Source organism: Klebsiella michiganensis (assembly GCF_015139575.1).
GTDB classification, from domain to species: domain Bacteria; phylum Pseudomonadota; class Gammaproteobacteria; order Enterobacterales; family Enterobacteriaceae; genus Klebsiella; species Klebsiella michiganensis.
Genome location: NZ_AP022547.1, coordinates 1,176,166 through 1,194,438, shown reverse-complemented (window position 1 = coordinate 1,194,438; position 18,273 = coordinate 1,176,166). Strand labels below are relative to the sequence as shown.

At 57.4% G+C, this 18,273-nt stretch carries 18 protein-coding genes; 8 read left to right on the top strand and 10 right to left on the bottom strand.

Translation table 11 applies throughout. The features are described from left to right. Nucleotides 1-19: 19 nt before the first annotated feature. The 4 genes from JLG71_RS05755 to JLG71_RS05740 are packed head-to-tail and all read left to right on the top strand — an operon-like array spanning nucleotide 20 to nucleotide 3,642. Nucleotides 20-1,060, top strand: coding sequence for a hemin-degrading factor (locus tag JLG71_RS05755; protein ID WP_106510624.1), 1,041 nt, complete (start codon nucleotides 20-22; stop codon nucleotides 1,058-1,060). Further along, entirely contained in the window at nucleotides 1,057-1,875 is an 819-nt protein-coding gene (locus JLG71_RS05750) for a heme/hemin ABC transporter substrate-binding protein (RefSeq protein WP_025106455.1), read from the top strand. The genes JLG71_RS05755 and JLG71_RS05750 overlap by 4 nt, the downstream gene beginning before the upstream one ends. Further along, nucleotides 1,875-2,870: a FecCD family ABC transporter permease gene (locus JLG71_RS05745; RefSeq protein WP_014226552.1), complete on the top strand. Its 996-nt coding sequence runs from the start codon at nucleotides 1,875-1,877 to the stop codon at nucleotides 2,868-2,870. Before JLG71_RS05750 ends, JLG71_RS05745 begins: the two co-directional genes overlap by 1 nt. Continuing rightward, a complete protein-coding gene (locus tag JLG71_RS05740; protein WP_106510625.1) occupies nucleotides 2,863-3,642 on the top strand; it encodes a heme ABC transporter ATP-binding protein in 780 nt (259 codons plus the stop codon). The genes JLG71_RS05745 and JLG71_RS05740 overlap by 8 nt, the downstream gene beginning before the upstream one ends. Before the next feature lie 108 nt (nucleotides 3,643-3,750). Here the strand turns inward: JLG71_RS05740 and fucO are convergent, their stop codons facing one another. Then, complete coding sequence (gene fucO, locus JLG71_RS05735) at nucleotides 3,751-4,902, bottom strand: lactaldehyde reductase (RefSeq protein WP_064377921.1); 1,152 nt, start codon at nucleotides 4,900-4,902, stop codon at nucleotides 3,751-3,753. A 244-nt stretch (nucleotides 4,903-5,146) separates the two neighbouring features. On the opposite strand from fucO, the gene JLG71_RS05730 reads away from it, so the two are divergent. Further along, nucleotides 5,147-5,383, top strand: a complete 237-nt coding sequence (locus JLG71_RS05730) for a hypothetical protein (RefSeq protein WP_133163256.1) — start codon at nucleotides 5,147-5,149, stop codon at nucleotides 5,381-5,383. 291 nt (nucleotides 5,384-5,674) lie between these two features. Here the strand turns inward: JLG71_RS05730 and JLG71_RS05725 are convergent, their stop codons facing one another. Then, nucleotides 5,675-5,986 carry a FaeA/PapI family transcriptional regulator gene (locus JLG71_RS05725; RefSeq protein WP_025106451.1) on the bottom strand — a complete coding sequence of 104 codons (312 nt, stop codon included), beginning with the start codon at nucleotides 5,984-5,986 and terminating at the stop codon, nucleotides 5,675-5,677. Between the two features lie 171 nt (nucleotides 5,987-6,157). Here JLG71_RS05725 and JLG71_RS05720 point away from each other — a divergent pair, with 171 nt between their 5' ends. The 3 genes from JLG71_RS05720 to JLG71_RS05710 are packed head-to-tail and all read left to right on the top strand — an operon-like array spanning nucleotide 6,158 to nucleotide 8,610. Then, nucleotides 6,158-6,898, top strand: a complete 741-nt coding sequence (locus tag JLG71_RS05720) for a winged helix-turn-helix domain-containing protein (protein ID WP_048260234.1) — start codon at nucleotides 6,158-6,160, stop codon at nucleotides 6,896-6,898. Continuing rightward, a complete protein-coding gene (locus JLG71_RS05715; protein WP_048260236.1) occupies nucleotides 6,891-7,379 on the top strand; it encodes a hypothetical protein in 489 nt (162 codons plus the stop codon). The genes JLG71_RS05720 and JLG71_RS05715 overlap by 8 nt, the downstream gene beginning before the upstream one ends. Further along, nucleotides 7,345-8,610 carry an HD domain-containing protein gene (locus tag JLG71_RS05710; protein ID WP_102803726.1) on the top strand — a complete coding sequence of 422 codons (1,266 nt, stop codon included), beginning with the start codon at nucleotides 7,345-7,347 and terminating at the stop codon, nucleotides 8,608-8,610. Before JLG71_RS05715 ends, JLG71_RS05710 begins: the two co-directional genes overlap by 35 nt. A 25-nt stretch (nucleotides 8,611-8,635) precedes the next feature. On the opposite strand, the gene JLG71_RS05705 is transcribed toward JLG71_RS05710, so the two are convergent. The 8 genes from JLG71_RS05705 to JLG71_RS05670 are packed head-to-tail and all read right to left on the bottom strand — an operon-like array spanning nucleotide 8,636 to nucleotide 18,273. Then, entirely contained in the window at nucleotides 8,636-9,367 is a 732-nt protein-coding gene (locus JLG71_RS05705) for an SDR family NAD(P)-dependent oxidoreductase (protein WP_116281029.1), read from the bottom strand. Between the two features lies 1 nt (nucleotide 9,368). Next, complete coding sequence (locus tag JLG71_RS05700) at nucleotides 9,369-9,620, bottom strand: acyl carrier protein (protein ID WP_004853570.1); 252 nt, start codon at nucleotides 9,618-9,620, stop codon at nucleotides 9,369-9,371. Nucleotides 9,621-9,636: 16 nt separating this feature from the next. Beyond that, nucleotides 9,637-10,431, bottom strand: a complete 795-nt coding sequence (locus JLG71_RS05695; RefSeq protein WP_116281028.1) for a hotdog family protein — start codon at nucleotides 10,429-10,431, stop codon at nucleotides 9,637-9,639. Beyond that, entirely contained in the window at nucleotides 10,428-11,681 is a 1,254-nt protein-coding gene (locus JLG71_RS05690) for a beta-ketoacyl-[acyl-carrier-protein] synthase family protein (protein ID WP_064377924.1), read from the bottom strand. The genes JLG71_RS05695 and JLG71_RS05690 overlap by 4 nt, the downstream gene beginning before the upstream one ends. Then, a complete protein-coding gene (locus JLG71_RS05685; protein WP_064358561.1) occupies nucleotides 11,668-13,065 on the bottom strand; it encodes a TolC family protein in 1,398 nt (465 codons plus the stop codon). The genes JLG71_RS05690 and JLG71_RS05685 overlap by 14 nt, the downstream gene beginning before the upstream one ends. Beyond that, nucleotides 13,062-15,005, bottom strand: coding sequence for an ABC transporter permease (locus tag JLG71_RS05680; RefSeq protein WP_014226568.1), 1,944 nt, complete (start codon nucleotides 15,003-15,005; stop codon nucleotides 13,062-13,064). Before JLG71_RS05680 ends, JLG71_RS05685 begins: the two co-directional genes overlap by 4 nt. Then, complete coding sequence (locus tag JLG71_RS05675; protein WP_048260245.1) at nucleotides 15,005-16,165, bottom strand: efflux RND transporter periplasmic adaptor subunit; 1,161 nt, start codon at nucleotides 16,163-16,165, stop codon at nucleotides 15,005-15,007. Before JLG71_RS05675 ends, JLG71_RS05680 begins: the two co-directional genes overlap by 1 nt. After that, nucleotides 16,162-18,273, bottom strand: coding sequence for a peptidase domain-containing ABC transporter (locus tag JLG71_RS05670; RefSeq protein WP_049101254.1), 2,112 nt, complete (start codon nucleotides 18,271-18,273; stop codon nucleotides 16,162-16,164). Before JLG71_RS05670 ends, JLG71_RS05675 begins: the two co-directional genes overlap by 4 nt.

The window sequence follows — 18,273 nt, the reverse complement described above, 5'->3', positions numbered from 1 at the left end:
GTAGAGAAGGATGTGAATTATGCAAAACACCCAACCGCAACATACCCCGCTGTGGCAGCGCTATCTGTCCACGAAAGCGCAATCTTCCGCGAAATACGCCCGCGATATCGCCGCCGAAATGGGGATTAGCGAAGCCGAGCTGACCGAAGCCCGCCTGGGCTACGATGCCGTACGTCTGCAGGACGACGCCCGCGCCATTCTGACGGCGCTGGAAACCGTGGGGGAAACCAAATGCATCTGCCGCAACGAATACGCGGTGCATGAGCAGGTCGGCAAATTTACCCATCAGCATCTGAGCGGCCACGCCGGGCTGGTGCTCAATCCGCGCGCCCTCGATCTGCGCCTGTTTCTCAGCCAGTGGGCCAGCGCTTTTCGCCTGAACGACAACGGTCGCCAGAGCATCCAGTTCTTCGATCCGCACGGCGACGCGCTGCTCAAGGTTTACACCACCGGCAATACCGACATGGCGGCCTGGGATGCGCTGATTGCCGGGCATACGCAGCAATCGCCTGCCCCGCTGGCGATTCGCCCGGCCGAACCGCTGAAATATGCCGACTCCGCCGACGCGGCGGCGCTGGATAATGAATGGCGGGCCATGACCGACGTTCACCAGTTCTTCGGCCTGCTGAGAAAATATAGCCTGTCGCGCCAGCAGGCTTTCCGCCTGGTCAGCGACGACCTCGCCTGCCGGATTGACACCCAGACGCTGCCGGGCCTGCTGGAAACCATCCGCCAGGATAGCAACGAGATCATGATTTTTGTCGGCAACCGCGGCTGCGTGCAGATCTTCACCGGCGCGCTGGAGAAGGTCGCCCCGATGCGCGGCTGGCTGAATATCTTCAACACCGCGTTTACCCTGCATCTGCGCGAGGAGAGCGTGGATGAGATCTGGGTGACCCGCAAACCGACCTCTGACGGCCACGTCACCAGCGTCGAGCTGTTCGCCAAAGACGGCACGCAGATCGCACAGCTGTTCGGTCAACGCAGCGAAGGCCACCCGGAGCAGGCGCAGTGGCGTGCGCAGGTCGATCGTTTGACCACCGAAGGGCTACTCGCATGAAGCGCTGGCTGATATTACTTGCGGCGTTTCCGCTGTTGGCCAGCGCCGCCGCGGAGCGGATTGTGTCACTCGGCGGCGACGTCACGGAGGTGGTTTACGCCCTCGACGCCCAGCGGCAGCTGGTGGCAAAAGACAGCACCAGCACCTGGCCTGCCGCCGCGCAGAGCCTGCCGGATGTGGGCTATATCCGCCAGCTGAACGCCGAGGGGATCCTCTCCCTGCGGCCGACGCTGGTGCTGGCCAGCGCCCAGGCGCAGCCCTCGCTGGTGCTGAAAAAGGTTGAAGAGAATAAGGTTAAGGTGATCAACGTCCCGGGCGGCTACGACCTGCCGGCAATCGAGGCAAAAATTGGCGTGATTGCCGACGCCCTTGGTAAGCAGAGCGAAGGTAACGCCCTGCGCCAGAAGGTTCATCAGCAGATCGCGCAAATTCCGTCGCAGCCCGTGAACAAGCGGGTGCTGTTTATTCTCAGCCACGGCGGCATGAATACCATGGTGGCCGGGAAACAAACCGCGGCGGATGGCGCAATCAGGGCGGCCGGGCTGCAAAATGCCATGCAGAGCTTCGACCATTATCGCAGCATGTCGCAGGAGGGCGTTATCGCCAGTAAACCGGACCTGGTGGTGATCTCCGCCGATGGGCTGAAAGGCATGGGCGGCGAAGCCGGGCTCTGGAAACTGCCGGGGCTGGCGCAGACGCCTGCGGGACGCCATAAGCAGGTACTGGTGATAGATGATATGGCCCTGCTCGGCTTTGGTCCGCGCACCCCGCAGGCGGTGCTCGCGCTGCGGCAAAAAGCGGAGCAGCTGCCCTGATGCGCTCCCACCCTGCCCGTCATCTGTGGTTAATGACGCTGCTGCTGATTGTCCTGACGCTGCTCGCCACGACCCTGGGCGCCATGCGTCTACCGTTGGCCAGCCTGCTGCCCTCCGGCGATGAGATCCTGAGAAACATCTGGCTGACCATTCGTTTGCCGCGAGTGCTGCTGGCGCTGCTGGTCGGCGCCGCGCTGGCGCTCTCCGGCTGCGTGATGCAGGGGCTGTTTCGCAACCCCCTCGCCGATCCGGGGCTGTTAGGGATCAGCGGCGGCGCGGCGCTGGCGGTCGCCTGCTGGCTGGTGCTGCCTCTGTCGGTGCCGCTGCTCGTGGCGCTGTACGCCCCGATGCTGGCGGCGTTTATCGGCAGCATGGCGGTGATGGTGGTGATTTTTATCCTCAGCCGGGCGGGAGACGCCTCGCTTTCGCGCCTGCTGCTGGTCGGCATCGCCATTAACGCCCTGTGCGGCGCGCTGGTCGGGGTACTGGCGTGGATCAGCAACGATACCCAGCTGCGCCAGCTTTCGCTTTGGGGGATGGGCAGCCTCGGGCAGGCGGAATGGTCGACGCTGCTGGTGGCGGCCACGCTGATGATCCCGGCTTCCCTCGTGGTGTGGGCGATGGCTTCACGGCTTAACCTGCTGCAGCTGGGCGATGAAGAAGCGCACTACCTCGGCGTCAACGTTCGCGCCCTGCAGCGGCTACTGCTGCTGTGCAGCGCATTGCTGGTGGCGTCGGCGGTGGCTATCAGCGGCATTATCGGCTTTATCGGTCTGGTCGTGCCGCATTTGATGCGGATGTGGCTGGGGCCGGACCATCGCGGCCTGGTCCCCGGTTCGCTGCTGTGTGGCGCGATGTTACTGCTGCTGGCCGACACGCTGGCGCGTACCGTTGCCGCCCCCGCCGAGATGCCGGTCGGGCTGTTGACCAGCGTACTCGGCGCGCCGTGGTTTCTGTGGCTGATTTTTCGTCGGGAGAAAGGGACCCATGGATAACCGCTATAGCGCGCGTTCGCTGTCGCTGCGTCTGGGTAACCGGCAGATTATTCATGATGTTTCGCTCCAGCTCTGCGGCGGTGGAATGACGGCATTGATTGGCCCCAACGGCGCCGGTAAATCAACCCTGCTGCGCCTGTTGACCGGTTATTTAACGCCCGACGGTGGCGAACGGGTGGTGGAGGGCCGTCCGCTGGAGAGCTGGTCGGCAGAAACGCTTTCCCGCCGCCGGGCGGTGATGCTGCAGCGTACCCAGCTTCACGCCGACTGGCCGGTTGAGACGGTTATCGCCATGGGCCGTTCGCCGTGGGGCGGCGTAGCAAATGCGGAGATGATCCGCCGGGTGATGGAAGAGACCGGCTGCGATCATCTGGCCGGGAGACGCTACCCTTCCCTCTCCGGCGGCGAACAGCAGCGGGTGCAGCTGGCCCGCTGTCTGGCGCAGCTGTGGCGCGATGGCGCCCCCGAGGGCTGGCTGTTTCTCGATGAACCCACTTCGGCGCTGGATCTCTATTACCAGCAGCACCTGCTGCGCCTGCTCAAACGCCTGACCCGCAGCAGCCGGCTGCACGTCTGCATAGTGCTGCACGACCTGAACCTCGCGGCGCTGTGGGCCGACCGGATTCTGCTACTGTATCAGGGGAAGCTGGTAGCCGAGGGCACGCCGCAGGAGGTGATCCAGCAGCCGATTATCAGCCGCTGGTACGGCGCGGAGGTCAGCATGGGGGAACATCCCGATGCGGCCGTTCCGCAGGTCTATCTGGCGCCGTGAACTGATGAAATGATTATGCCGGGCGGCGGCTAACGCCCCGCCCTGTGAAAACGTTCCTTTCTGAACAGCGAAGCCGGTATGTCTACCGGCTTCGCTGCGATTGCCAAATTAGAAGATCTGCCGATACAGCGCTTTAATCTCTTCCAGATTGGTGTCACGCGGGTTGCCGCCGGTGCACACGTCCGCCAGAGCCGCCGCCGCAAGGGCATCAATATCCTCTTCTTTCATACCGACATCGCGCAGGCGCGCCGGGATATTGACGTCGCGATTCAGCTGCGCCACCGCCTCAATGGCTGCCTGACGCGCTTCGGCAATCGGCAGGGTTGACGCCTGCTTGTTGCCGAGGGCCACCGCAATGTCGCGATATTTTTCGCCAGTATATTCGGCGTTGTAGGCCATGATATGCGGCAGCAGCACCGCGTTAGCCACGCCGTGCGGCGTACCGTAGAACGCGCCCAGCGGGTGGGCCATACCGTGGACCAGCCCCAGACCAACGTTTGAGAAGCCCATTCCGGCAATATACTGCCCCAGCGCCATCCCTTCCGCGCCCTGTGCCTCGCCCTGAACGGAAGCACGCAGCGAGCGGCCAATCACCTCGATAGCCTTCAGATGCAGCATGTCGGTGAGTTCCCATGCGCCTTTAGTGATGTAGCCTTCAATCGCATGGGTTAGCGCGTCGACGCCGGTCGCCGCCTTCAGGCTGGCCGGCATGCTGCTCATCATCTCGGCATCGATGATCGCCACTACCGGGATATCGTGCGGGTCGTAGCAAACAAATTTGCGGCGATTCTGTACGTCGGTAATCACGTAGTTGATGGTGACTTCGGCTGCCGTACCGGCGGTGGTTGGGATCGCAATCATCGGCACGGCGGCGTTTTTCGTCTCCGCCCCGCCTTCGAGACTGCGGACGTCGGCGAACTCCGGGTTATTAATGATGATGCCTATCGCCTTACAGGTATCCTGCGGTGAGCCGCCGCCGATAGCGATCAGGTAGTCGGCGCCCGACTGTTTAAACGTCTCTACGCCCTGCTGCACAACCTCAATCGTGGGATTCGGGACCACTTCATCAAAAATGCTGTAAGGCAGCCCGGCTTCGTCGAGAATAGCAAAAACTTTTGTTGCGACGTTAAAACGAATCAGATCCTTATCCGTGACCACCAGCGCTTTTTTGAACCCGCGTTTTTTAACTTCATCAACGATACAGCGAATCGAACCTGGGCCAAAATAAGAGGTTTCGTTTAAAATCATTCTGTAAGCCATTTGTGCTCCCTCAATTCGAGTGTTTGATAACCATAATATTTAGCCCTACAGTAACGTGACTGGCGCAGCCATTTTATTAATTCATATCAAATAACACCCTAATTGCCCGGCACGCTGTTGCAGTTAATTAACCTATCGCACATTAGTCATGAGATCTGTCCAGCATACTGGACATCAGCGAGCATCAACTTTAATGATGCCAGGGACACCAACAGCAATATAGACCTGAGAAAGATATTATCTCATGATGGATATTATTGAACTGGATCACATTATTTTATCTTTTACTGCCGATACGCATTCGTATAGCCCAAAAGATATCTCTGCAGAAGCACAACAGAAACAGGAGGGACTCATGGCGCTTAAGCCGGCGTGCGTTAAAAACTGCCGTCGATTATTCTCTATATCTCTTTCTTATCCATCTCCTTATCTCACCGCCCGCCAACATCAAGTGCATCAGATAGTCATATCGTCAACTTAACACTTTAGAAACAAAAGCATCATTTCCTCAACAAAGCGGCCATCCCAGGTCGTTGGCTATCGATTAAACATCTATTATAAGAATTATCTGTCATTATTCATAATTGCTTATCGGCCGGTCGATAGCAAAACATCTTTTTCATAAGAGTCGCGAGTTCTCATTATTAAGAATATTCTCTATCATTTGCGAGATATTATTTGTTAATAATCTAAAAACATAAAAAAAACAGTCAAGATCTCTATCTTTATTGCAAACAACATTACCTCTTGTTAATATAGCCCTTGACATATATTATTTATTATAAAAATACCATTTATGATGCTTATTAACTTTTATTCTAATCACCTGACCATACTTCTCTAACGGCAGTAGTAAATGTCTGACTTTATAAATTGACATTTCGCACCTGTCCGCTAATTCACGAGTAAGTAACCCTTCAGGTTCATGTTCTTTCAATACATAAAGAATATACTCCTGCTCTGGTACAATTACCCCGGAGAATTTATTGATGCCCATTGAACTCATCAATACTCGTAAACTTTCAACTGCAGCCACAGAATTTTGATGTGAATGCGGGGTACAGGGTGAAAATGAAATCTTCATGAGTCAGCTCCTTCTGTCATTAAGTACACGGCAGTATGGATTGCCCCTACGAAAACGGCAACATTAGCTTTAAATTTCAACTTAAACAGTACATTTATCTGAAATTCACTTTTTTTTATGATAAAAACCCTGATATAAAGAGTGAATTTTTAATTCCGTGCGGAGATAAAAATGCGGTTCGATATAGAGGGATTTATTACATTTGATACTGAGGAAGCATCGCTGGTCAATCTTTTGACCGGTGATTGTATTGAACTCTCTGCTACTTCCACTCGCCTCCTGACCAATCTGTTACAATACCGTGGGGATATTATTTCTCGCGTTGACATTTTTCAGTCGGTGTTTGAAAAATATGGCGCCAGACCTTCTAATAGCAACCTGAATCAATACATCTCAACGCTGCGTCGCAGCCTTGCGGATCTGGGCGTTGAGAAAAATGTGATTATTACGGTACCGCGAATTGGCTTTAAAATTTCTGAGGAAGTCATTATCACCAGCGACAATGATTACTCCTCCTCTTTCACTCTCCCGACGCTGGCCCCTGAACCTCCCAGGCGTAGTTTGCTGTGGCAACACCGCAAAGTCGCCATTTTATTTATCCCGATGGTGATAGCTTTGATGCTACTTTTACAGTTTTTTACCCATCAAAAACAGTCCCCTACAGCGATTTTTACTCAGGATAAATGTATTTTTTATGGCGCAGGAGCGCTACGCGTGGGGGAAATACTCAGAAATAAAAAGCTGTTCCCCTCGGGGCTCGATTGTTCTACACCCAAGAAAATTTATCTTTTCAACCGACAATTAAATCAGGAACAGGACTTAGGTATTTATATGGATATATTCATACTCAAATGCGATATAAAGTACCAGCAGTGCCACAGTTACTACTATAAGGAAATAAAAAATGCGTAAATACGCTTTTATCGCGCTGGCCTGTACGCTAACGCTGGCATTAGCTTCCATCCTGTACATTTGTTTCAACAGCCATGACGCTTTCTCCTGTAAATCACAATACGATCTTACAGAGGAAATAAATGAGAATGTTCTCCGCTCCCAGGGCTTGCTGTCCGCTGAGTTTTCCAACCATCGTCTTATAATCAACCTTGAGGGATTGCTCACCAGCGCGGGAGATAAATACATTGTCTCGCGCACCCTCTCCATCACCTTAAAAAAAAGCACCGCTGCGGGTCATCTTTTTTATATTTCTGATTCGCAAACCACTCGCCACAACGGTGATAATACGCCTGATAACATCGCGCAAAAAATCCTCTTTGGCAACCAAACTAATGATAGAATCATCTATATCAATCGCGTTAATGATGATACTATTTTATTCGGTAACCAAACGTTCCCACAATATGGTTGCCAGCGTCAAAAAACAATCATTGATTGAGATTTATCTCATTAATTTTAATTATAAAGATATCATGACGATACATTTACTACCGACGTTAGCCAGCATCGCTAATATCATTGATATGATTAACCCACGGCTAAATCTGCACCATGTCAGAACGGCGTTTATCGCATCGCATCTGGCAAATTTAGTCAATTTTTCTGCGGCCCAGCGGCGTAAAACCATTCTCGCCGCGCTTATTCATGATGTCGGCGGATTAAATGAAAAGTCGCGCCTTGAGCCGCTCAACTACATCGATAATGAACATAATAATCACGCGCTAATCGGCAGCGAGTTGCTTAACCGAATTCCGCTGTTTCGCCCGCTCAACAGAATCGTTCGCTATCATCACACCCGCTGGCGCAACGGTCTGGGGCATTATATTGAAGGTGAGCGGGTGCCCGAAGAGAGCCATCTGCTCTTCTTCGCTGACCGGCTGGATGTACTTTATTGCGAGCACCGTACCGACCATAGCGCCTTTTTAAGCAACAAGCTGGTCGACATCGTTGCTGCCGGAGCTAATATTCTTTATAAACAGGAGTATATTCAGGCCTTCAGAACGCTCTCCGCCGATGGCCATTTCTGGTCCGTCATGGCGTCCACCGATTATCGCGATTACATTAACGCGATCTCCGGCGTCCATAACGACACCCTCTCTTTACACAACCTCCGCGATATTGCCGAGCTGGTCTCTTTTATTATCGATCAATTCAGTCAGCAGACGCCCTGGCACTCCGCCGCCGTCGGGCACATTGCCGGTTATCTGGCGACAAAAATAGAAATGAGCGCGACGCAAGCGCTGAAAGTAGAAATTGGCGGGTTACTGCATAATATTTCCTGTCTGGATCATAGCCCGCCGTCAAAACGCGTTGGTGCGTCAGACAACGCCCGGCACACGCTTTATCCTATTGAAGGTATTGATGATATTTCTGAGTGGATGGCCATACAAAATGGCCCCGCGCCGCTTCAATTACACGAGGAAATCCTTAAGCCAGAAGCCGTGCTTATCGCGGTGAGCCGACGGGTGGTCCATGCGCTAAATGGACCGAAAGCGGAAGAGAAGTCGCTGGCGCAGTTAATAAAAAATAACCCGGGAGAGGAAATTCCCCCGTTTATGTTATCCCTGATTGCCCAATATTCCCCACAGATTATCCAGGTCTATCGTGCAACCGCTGGCGAAATACAGGCGTTAATGAATCGCATTGCGCAACTCACGCATTCCCTTTAGAAGCTAAGCCGGCCTAATCACAGACTCAGGCGCTCAATCCGCCGTCCAGAACCAGGGTTTGCCCGGTCATATACTGGCTCCCCTCACCGATTAAAAATGCCACCGCCTGCAGCACATCATCCGTTTCGCCCAATCGGCGTAGCGGGATCGACTGGCGCATCTCTTTTAATTTTTGCGCGGGTATCTCCTCCAGCATCTCCGTACGGATCAGGCCCGGCGCCAGGCAGTTGACCCGAATGCCGAAACGCCCGACCTCAAGCGCCAGCGAGCGCGCAATACCGCTCATCGCTGCTTTACTCGCGGCGTACGCCGTCTGCCCCACGTTGCCCTTTAACGCGCTGACCGACGACATCATCACGATGGAGCCCCGCCGCTGCGTGAGCATCGCCGGCAGCAGCACCCGGTTCCAGTTCATCATCGAGATCACATTGGTTTCCAACACCTCGCGCCAGAGCGCGGCGTCCTGATGAATATGCAGGCCATCGCGAGCTATCCCGGCATTGTGAATAATCGCTTCCGGCGCCCCCCGCTCGGCCAGTAGCGCCTGCGCAAGCTGTTCAACCCGCGACGCGTCGTTGCCGTCGCAGACGTATCCCTGCACCCGGTGGGTGGAATTTTCGCTCGCCGCCTGGGTGGCGTTAATCGCAGCCTCATCGCGGCCGGTAAAGACCACGTTGCGGCTTTGCGCCAGGCCGGTGACCAGCGCCCGACCGATACCGCGGCTGCCGCCGGTCACCAATATCCATTGTTGCGCCATATCAGTTACCTGACTCTTTGCTGATGTGCTGACACAGTTCGCCCAGGGTGATCCCCGGATTGTGAATAAACCAGTCCGCCTCCAGGGTGATATTGAATTCACGTTTTGCCAGCACCATGAGCTCGACGTAGTCCAGGCTATCTAATTTCAGTCGAACCAGCGGCGTATTCTCATCAATCTCATCCGGTTCCAGGTCTTTCGCATCGCAAATCATTTCACATACTTTTTGCAGAACTTCATCATAGGCAGTCATAAATTATCCTTAATTATCAATTATGCACAGGGCCAACTTTTAGCGTGACCACGTTCGTTATTATCAGGTCATCCAGCTGCGCCGCCGCGGCGATGCGCACCAGCGCCCCCTGTTCGACCTGGCCCACCACCAGCGAGGGCAGCAGCCAGAGCGCCAGAGATTCGGGCCAAATCGGCGTCGCTTTGCCCGCGAGACGAGCATCAAACACCACCTCCTGGTGGGTTTGCAGCACCGGATAGCGGGTAAATATTTGCTGCAACGAGGTTTCCCCCGGCCCGAGCAGGGAGGCGATACTCTCCTGGCGCAGCAGCGCGGGATCGCCAATCAGCTGGCGGAACAGCAAGGCATCAAGAAACTGCCACTGCGCCAGGTCGGGCCAGGCGGCGTTGAAGCAGGACTGCAGCTCGCGTAGCGTCTTTGGCGCAATCGTGCAGGGCTGTGTACCCACCAGCGATTCCGGCTCGGCCGCCGTGCTCATCTGGCAGGAGAGGCAGAGTTCACCATTCTGCGGATTGCTGACCGATGTGGCGGACAAAAGGCGATTTTTGGCTAGCCCGGGCGTTAACAGCCAGTCGGTATCGCACCATATTGGCCTGCGCAGGCGAACCTGGCATTTTACGTAACGCTCAGGGCGGTACAGCCGGGAGTGGGCATCGCGCTTCACGTCGAGCAGCGCGCGCATTCCGTGGACGCTCAGCTGTCCCGCGCCCATCTGGCGCGCTGCCGCGAGGTCGAAGTGAATCGGGTTTTCGTCACCGGAAAACGCCGCCCACTGCTGCGCGTCGGCAAGGGTGTAGTGCAGCAGCGTCACGCGTGTTTCTCCAGCACCAGCGCGGCGTTCGCGCCGCCGAAACCAAAGCTCAGATTCAGCGCCCGATGTATCTCCCCCTGACGGTGCCCTTCAGCGATATAGTCAAGATCGCACTGCGGGTCAGGCTGGGTTAAATGGGCCGTCGCAGGCAGGATCCCCGCCGCCATCGCCTGCAGGCAAACAATGGTCTCGAAGCTCCCTGCGGCGGCAATCAGATGCCCGGAGTAGGCTTTGGTGCTGGAAATCGGGATACGGTACGCCTCGTCGCCCAGCGCCTTTTTCAGCGACTGCGTTTCGTTGAGATCGTTGAGCGGCGTGGAGGTGCCGTGGGCGTTGATATAATCGAGGTCGGCAGGCTGGAGATCTGCGCCGCGCAGCGCCCAACGGATGGTCTGCTCGCGGGCTACGCAGTCCTCCGCCGGGGAGGTAAAATCCACCGCGTCGGAGAAATTAGCATAGCCGGTGACCTCCGCCAGGATCGTCGCCCCGCGCGCGAGGGCGCTCTCGCGCTCCTCAAGGCACAGCACCGCCCCGCCTTCCGAAAGCACGAACCCGCTGCGCTGCAGGCTGAACGGACAGCTGGCCCGCTCCGGCGACTCCGTTTCCCGGCTCAGCGCGCCGAGCACATCGATATTCCAGATCGCGCAAACGCTGTTTAGCGATTCCCCGGCGCCGGCGAGCAGCATGCTGGCGCGGCCAAAGCGAATCGCATCATAGGCCTCGCCGACAGCGATAGTGCCGGTGGCGCAGGCCGCGACCGGGGTATTTTGATAGCCGCGCAAATTCCACAGCTGGCTACAGGCGGCGGTGCTCACGTTGGGCATGGAAAAAAAGCAGCTAAAGGGCGAGGAGACGCCGGTTTTCTCAAACTCGGGTACCGCCAGATAGCTTTCATCCAGCCCTGCCCAGCCGGAGCCGATGATGGCGCCGCACATTAGCGGGTCATAAAACGCCGTGGGAGCTTCGCCCGCAAAGGCCATCGACACCGCTTCCCGCGCGGCGGCCAGCGCCAGGCGCGCGTGACGCGGCAGACGCCGACGAATCGCGGCGGGAACCCCCTTAAGGCTGGGTTCATTCGCCACCTGACCGATAAAATGCGTGTGAATACCGTTCGCGGAGAGATCCACATAGCGGTAGCCGCGTCGATAATCCATGATGGCCTGCCAGCTTTCGGCGGCGCTATCGCCGAGGGGAGTCACCGCGCCATAGCCGGTTATCACCACGCGATAAGGGGAGTTACTGTGACTCATTCTGGGAAGTCCTCTGTTGCGGGTTAATGCCTCCCTGCGCCAGCCAAAGCTGCAAAGTGGCATAAAGATAGTCGTACTGGTTCTGCGCCAGGCTGTTCTGCACATCAAGCAGCGCGTCCTGGGCGTTCAGCAGAGTCTGATAATCCACCGCCCCTGAGCGATAGCGGCTCCCGGTGAGCGCCAGACGCTGCTCGCCCAGCTGCAGCGTTTGCAGCAGACGATCGCGCTGCTCGTCGGCGTTAAGCCGCTTCTCCATCGCGTTGTCCACCTCCGACAGCGCGGTATAGGCGGTGCGGCGAAAGTTCACCGCCTCCTGCTGTACCTTCACGCTGGCCTGCTCCACGGTGAGCTGTACCGTGTTCCACTGGATAAAGGGCGCGGAAACGCTGCTGCCTACGGTGCGCAGCGGGTCGTTAAACCACTGGTGAAAGAGCTGGCTTCCGGCGCTCAGCGTTCCCTGCAGCGAGAGCGTGGGATAGAAGCTCAGCCTCGCGGCATCTGAGCCCGCCAGCGCCGCCCGCAGGCGCGATTCCGCCGCCTGCAGGTCCGGACGGCTGGCGAGCGCGGCCAGCGGCGTGGCGTTGGCAATAGCGATATGCTGACGCACATCCAGCGCGGAGGACTCATCGGTGTGCTGAGCCGGCGGTCTGTTGAGCAGCAGCGCCAGCGCGTTACGGGAAATCGCCCGCTGCTGCTTCAGGCTCAGCAGCTGATTCTGCCGGCTGATGACCGTCTGCCGCGCCTGCAGCACATCGAGCAGGCCCACTTTCCCCGCTCGCTGCCAGGACTCAATCTGCGCCAGCGTCTGCCTGGCGATATCCAGACTCGCCGCCTGATACGTCATTTGCTGGTTCAGCAGAGCGATGTTCCAGTACAGCTGCGCGGTGGTATCAATCGTCGACAGGATCGTCGCCCGGTAGTCCTGCTCGCTGGCTATCGCCTCCCATTCGCTCTGCTCCCGGATCCGCGCCAGCTTGCCCCACAGATCCAGCTCATAGCTCAGGGACAGTGAGGCGCTGTAGCTCTCCTGCGAACCGCCGCTGTTGAGCGGTTTTGAGTTACTGCCGGAGCCGTTGAGGCTCGCGTCGGGGCTGATATTGGTCCGGGTGAGCCCAGCGGAAATACGCGCCTGCTTAAGGGTTAAGGCGGCAGCGGCGAGATCGTTATTGCTTTCCAGCACCTGCCCCACCACCCGCGACAAACGTTCGTCGCCGAAACGGTCCCACCAGCGCTGCGCTTTCTCCTGCGAGCCCGCCATGCTGTCTCCCTCCGTCCGCTGCCAGTTCTCCGGCACCGACAGCAGCGGGCGCTGATAATCGCTGCGGGTTAAATTCCCGCAGCCCGTCAGCAATACAATTAACGGTAATAAAGTCAGCGGTCTCATTCGCGGGCCAGCGCCTCCGTCGGGTTCAGTCGCGCCGCGCGGCGCGCTGGAAAATAGCCAAACGTCAGGCCAATCAGGGCGGAAAAACCGCAGGCCATCGCTACCGGCAGCCAGGTGAAGACCATGGAAAACTCCTGCGTCAGCAGGGCAAACAGGTTACCGGCGGCCCAGGAGCCCAATACCCCCGTCAGCCCGCCGAGCGCGCAGATCATCACCGCCTCAATTAAGAATTGATGCATGATGTCGCTGGGGCGAGCGCCGACCGAAAGCCGGATGCCAATCTCATGGGTGCGTTCGGTAACGGAAACCAGCATGATGTTCATGACGCCAACGCCGCCAACCAGCAGCGAGATGGCGGCAATCGCGGTGATCAGCAGCGACATGGAGTCAGAGGTTTTTTGCAGCGCGTTGGCGAGCTGTTCGTCGGTCTGGACAAAGAAATCTTTTTTGCCGTGCTCGCGGATAAGATGCCTTTCCGCCCGTCGCGCCGCGTCCTGCGGCGACAGCGTTTCCTGAAAGCGCAGCGTGAGCGCCTCCAGCGGTTTGTCACCGGAAATCCGCTGCAATAAAGAGGTATAGGGGATCCAGGCCGACATAAATCCGCTGACCACCTTCGGTCCCGGCTTGCTGGCGATGCCGATCACCCGCCACGGCGCGCCGGCGATTTGCACAATTTTACCCAGCGGATCTTCATTACCGGGAAACAGCGTCTCTTTGCTGGTTTCATCCAGCACCAGCACCGGTTCACGATCGTCGACATCGCGGTGGGTAAAACCGTTGCCGTGAAGAAAACGAATGCCCTGCAGCGAGAAATAGTCGGCGGAAACCCCGGAAAGAATAATCGAGGAATCAAACCCCTGACGCACCGCGGTCGTCATGCTGGAGACGATCGGCGACACCCCAAGCACCCACGACTGTTTGCCGAGGCTGGCGATATCATCCAGCGACAGCGCCCGCTCCATATCCGGACGCTTGCTGCCCCAGCCGGTGCCGGGGCGGATTTCGAGCGTGGTATTACCCAGCTTGCCAATCTCATTCATGATGCTCTGCCGGGCGCCTTCTCCCACCGCCATGGAGGAAACCACGGACGAAATGCCGATGATAATCCCCAGCATCGACAAAAAGGCGCGCATACGATGCCCCAGCAGCGACCGCCATGCCATCCGTACCGACTCTCCGATGCTGCGCGACAGCGAGGCCCGACCGTTATCTTGTACCGCGGGCAGCCGCGGAATGCCGCGATTATCACGCGCGCCGTGGGTACTGTCGGCGACCACCTGCCCATCGCTGATCTCGACGATCCTCTGGGCCTGCTGCGCTACCTCGCGATCGTGGGTCACGATAATCACCGTATGCCCGTCAGCGTTCAGCTGGTGCAGAACATCCATCAGCGCCCGGCCGCTGACGCTATCCAGCGCCCCGGTGGGTTCATCGGCGAGAATAATCTGCGCGCCGTTGATCAGCGCCCGACAGACGCTGACCCGCTGCTGCTGGCCGCCGGAAAGCTGCGCGGGTTTATGCGCCAGGCGCGCGTCAATGCCCAGCTTTTCCGCCAGCAGCGCAATGCGCGCCTGGCGCTCAGCGGCGGGCATCGCGGTATAGAGCGCAGGGATGGCAATATTCTCTTCCGCCGTCAAATAAGGCATCAGGTGATAGCGCTGAAAAATAAATCCCAGCCAGCGGCTGCGCAGCTCCGCCAGCGCCGCGCTGTCGGCCTGATGGGTGGCGATGCCGTTGATATACACTTCACCGCTGCTGGGTTTATCCAGACAACCGATAATATTCATCAGCGTCGATTTACCCGAGCCGGAAGCGCCCATAATCGCCACCATCTCGCCGGGCATAATGGTCAGAGAGATGGATTTCAGTACCGGAATCAGTTGCGTCCCGGCAACAAAATGACGCGTGACGTTGTTTAGCAAAATTAACGGCTCAGCCATCAGACGGACCCCGCATCCTGCGGGATCACCACCCGCTCACCGGGCTGTAATCCTTCAAGAACCTGCGCATACTGGCGGTCGTTAATCCCGATGCGGATGGTGCGCTCCTCGCTGCCGTTCTCCTTTTGCACCACGACCAGGTAGCGCTCATCCCCGAGCGAACGCCCCAGCGCGGCAACCGGCACGCGCAGCGCATCTTTCACCTGCGCGATGCGGATAAACACCTGGGCGGTCATCGAGGTTTTCAGCAATCGCTGGCGATTATCCACCTCGAAGGTGCCGTTATAGTAAATGGCGCTGCTCTGCTGGTTACCGGCAGACGCGCCGGCGTTTTGTTCCTCCAGCGCCTCCTGCGGCGCGGGCTGGACATAGCCAAGCTCCCCTTCATAACGGGTTTGCGGGTCGGCAATAACGTAAAACCATAGCGGCTGTCCCGGATGGATTTTCTGGATATCGGCTTCGGAAATACGGGTTTGGACCTGGACTTTATCGAGATCGGCGAGCACCAGAATCGTAGGCGCAATTTGCGAGGAGACGATGGTTTGCCCTTCACGGGTCACGATGCCCAGCACTTCGCCATCCATAGGCGCGAGAATGCGGGTATAGCCGAGGTTGGCGTTGGCGGTCTGCACGCTCATTTCCGCCTGCACAATCTGCGCCTCATTCACCGCTATCTGCTGAACCTGCGCGGCATACTGCGCCTGCGCCTGTTCGAGGTCGCTGCTCACGCCGGAGCCGTCGCGGCTCATGGCCTGCTCGCGCGCCAGCGCTTTACGGTACTGCACCAGCGTGGCCTCAGAGGCCTGCTTTTGCGCTCTGGCGCTGGCCAGCTGCGCGGTAGCGTTGCGTAAGTCGGAAAGCTGCAGCGTCGGGTCGATTTCGGCTAACAGCTGCCCTTTGCGCACCCGCTCACCCTGGCGCACGTACAGCTTACGCAGCTGGCCGCTGACCTGCGCGCCGACGCTCACCTGGACGGCAGGTTTGATAATCCCGCTCGCCAGCACGACCTTTTCGATATCCCCGCGATCGAGCGTAACGGTATCAATCGACTCGGCCTGTGCCGTAAATGAGCGCTGATAGTAGACGGCGGCAACAATGGCCAGCATAGCGACCAGCGCAAACAGCCACGTTTTACGGCGGCGTAAAAATGCTCTTCTCATTGCTCCACCTCTCCCTGTGTGATATCGCGCAGCTTGCCTTCCTTCAGGCGATAAACCCGCGTGAAATGATGCAGGATCTGCTCGCTGTGGGTCACGACGATCAGCGTCTTGCCCTGTTCGCGGCAGTGCTGGCACAGCGCGAGGATCGCCGTTTCCGCGGTTTCATCATCAAGATTGGCGGTCGGTTCGTCGAACAGCAGTATGGGCCGGGTGCTGTAGAGCGCCCGCGCCAGCATCAGCCGCTGACGCTGGCCCAAAGAGAGCGCCGAGTGGCTCTCGCGGATCAGCGCCTCCATTCCTCCCGGCAGCGCCTGAACCACCGGCCCCAGCGCCATTTTTTCGACCAGCGCCTCCACTCGCCCGCGATCGCTGTCGCTGTACCACGGGTCAAACAGGGTGATGTTTTGCAGCACTGAGGCGTTGAACAGGATGTCTTCCTGACTCTGTAGCCATACCTGCGACGCCAGCTGCTGCGCGCTCACCTCGTCGTTGTCCAGCAAAATTCGCCCATGCTGCGCGGAAAAAAGCCCTGCCATCAGCCGCAGCAGGGTGCTTTTTCCGGCGCCGGAGTCGCCCACGATCGCCAGCCGATCGCCGGGCTCCAGGATGAGATCAACGGCATTGAGTACCGGACGCTGCGGGTTGTAATGAAAGCTCACCTGTTCGAACGTCAGCCGCGGAACCGCTTCACCGCTGAGCGGAGCAAACTGGGGCGCAGCAGGCTCATGGCGGGTGAACAGGCCCTGCGCGCGGGTATCGATCACGTGCAGCTGTGATTTACGGATCACGGCATAAAATATCCGCGTGACGTAGGAGGTAAAAATCTGTCGTAAAAAGCTGTAGGCAAAAAAGTCGCCCAGCGAGATAAGCTTTGCGTGCACCAGCGGCAGCACCACCAGCATGAAAACCACCATCTCAAGGCTGCCGGTCAGCTGGTACAGTCCCTCTTTGACCTGCTGATAGACTTTCTGCCGCTGGAGGCAGGTGAAAAGGTCATGAGACAGACGGGCAAACTGCGCTTTACGCTGCGTTTCCAGCCCGGCGGTCTTGATGGTTAACACGCCCTGAAGCGTTTCCATAAAAAAGTCATTCAGCGTCGCGCTTTTCAGCTGCAGCTGCTGCGTATACCAGCGGTCGCGAAAAATGGCCCAGACGCTGATCAGCCCCATCGCCACAATACCCACGGCGGAAATCAGCGCCAGCACCGGGGAGATCCAGAACATAATGCCGATCGCGATAACGCAGATGATCCAGTCCGAGCGGAGCCCGTTATCCAGTTCGATTTTTTGCAGCATCCCGCCCTGCCAGGCGATAAAACGGCTGAAAACGTCCCCCGGCGCGCGTTTTTCAAAAAAACGCAGCGGATTATTCAGCAGGCGGGAAAAACCGATATCGCTCTTAAGCAGGACAAAGCGGCGAATAAATCGCTCGCTAATCACCCTGACGCCCAGCGCCAGCAGCGTGGATACAACAAAGGCGAGGATGAACCATAAATAAGGAAACTGCGTATTCTGAACGTCAGAGAAGGCCTGGTTGATCGCCCGGCTGACCATCGTCGGCATTAAAAACAGGGTGAGCGACACCAGGAAGGTTAAGAGCATCAGCTTATAAATGCCCGGTACCGCCGCGGTCTCCTTCAGGCTCATCGCCCGCGGCATCTCCTGCTGCGCGCCGGCAATAACCGGGTCCGGGCCGGCAATGGCGCCGGGCGACTCTTCAAGGATCAGCGCATAGCCGCTAATCTCTTTTTTTAATGCCGAGAAAGGCAGCCACTGCTGGCCAATCGCCGGATTCATGACGCAGACGTAATCCCCTTTTCGCCAGGCCAGCAGAACATAGTGGCTGGCGCCGTAGTGCAAAATGGACGGGAACGGCAGCGCATGAAGCTCAGCGTGATCGAACAATACCGGCGCGGTGGCAATGCCGATCTGCTGCAGGATAACGGATAAATCGCTCAACGATGTCCCATGATCGGATGCCGGGAAAATTTCCCGCAAAGCCGGCAGCGAGCACGGAATATTCTGGGTTTGCGCCAGCATCGCAATACAGGAGAGGCCGCATTCATTGGTCTCTTCCTGGAAAACCATATCAGGAATAATCTTTTTCAT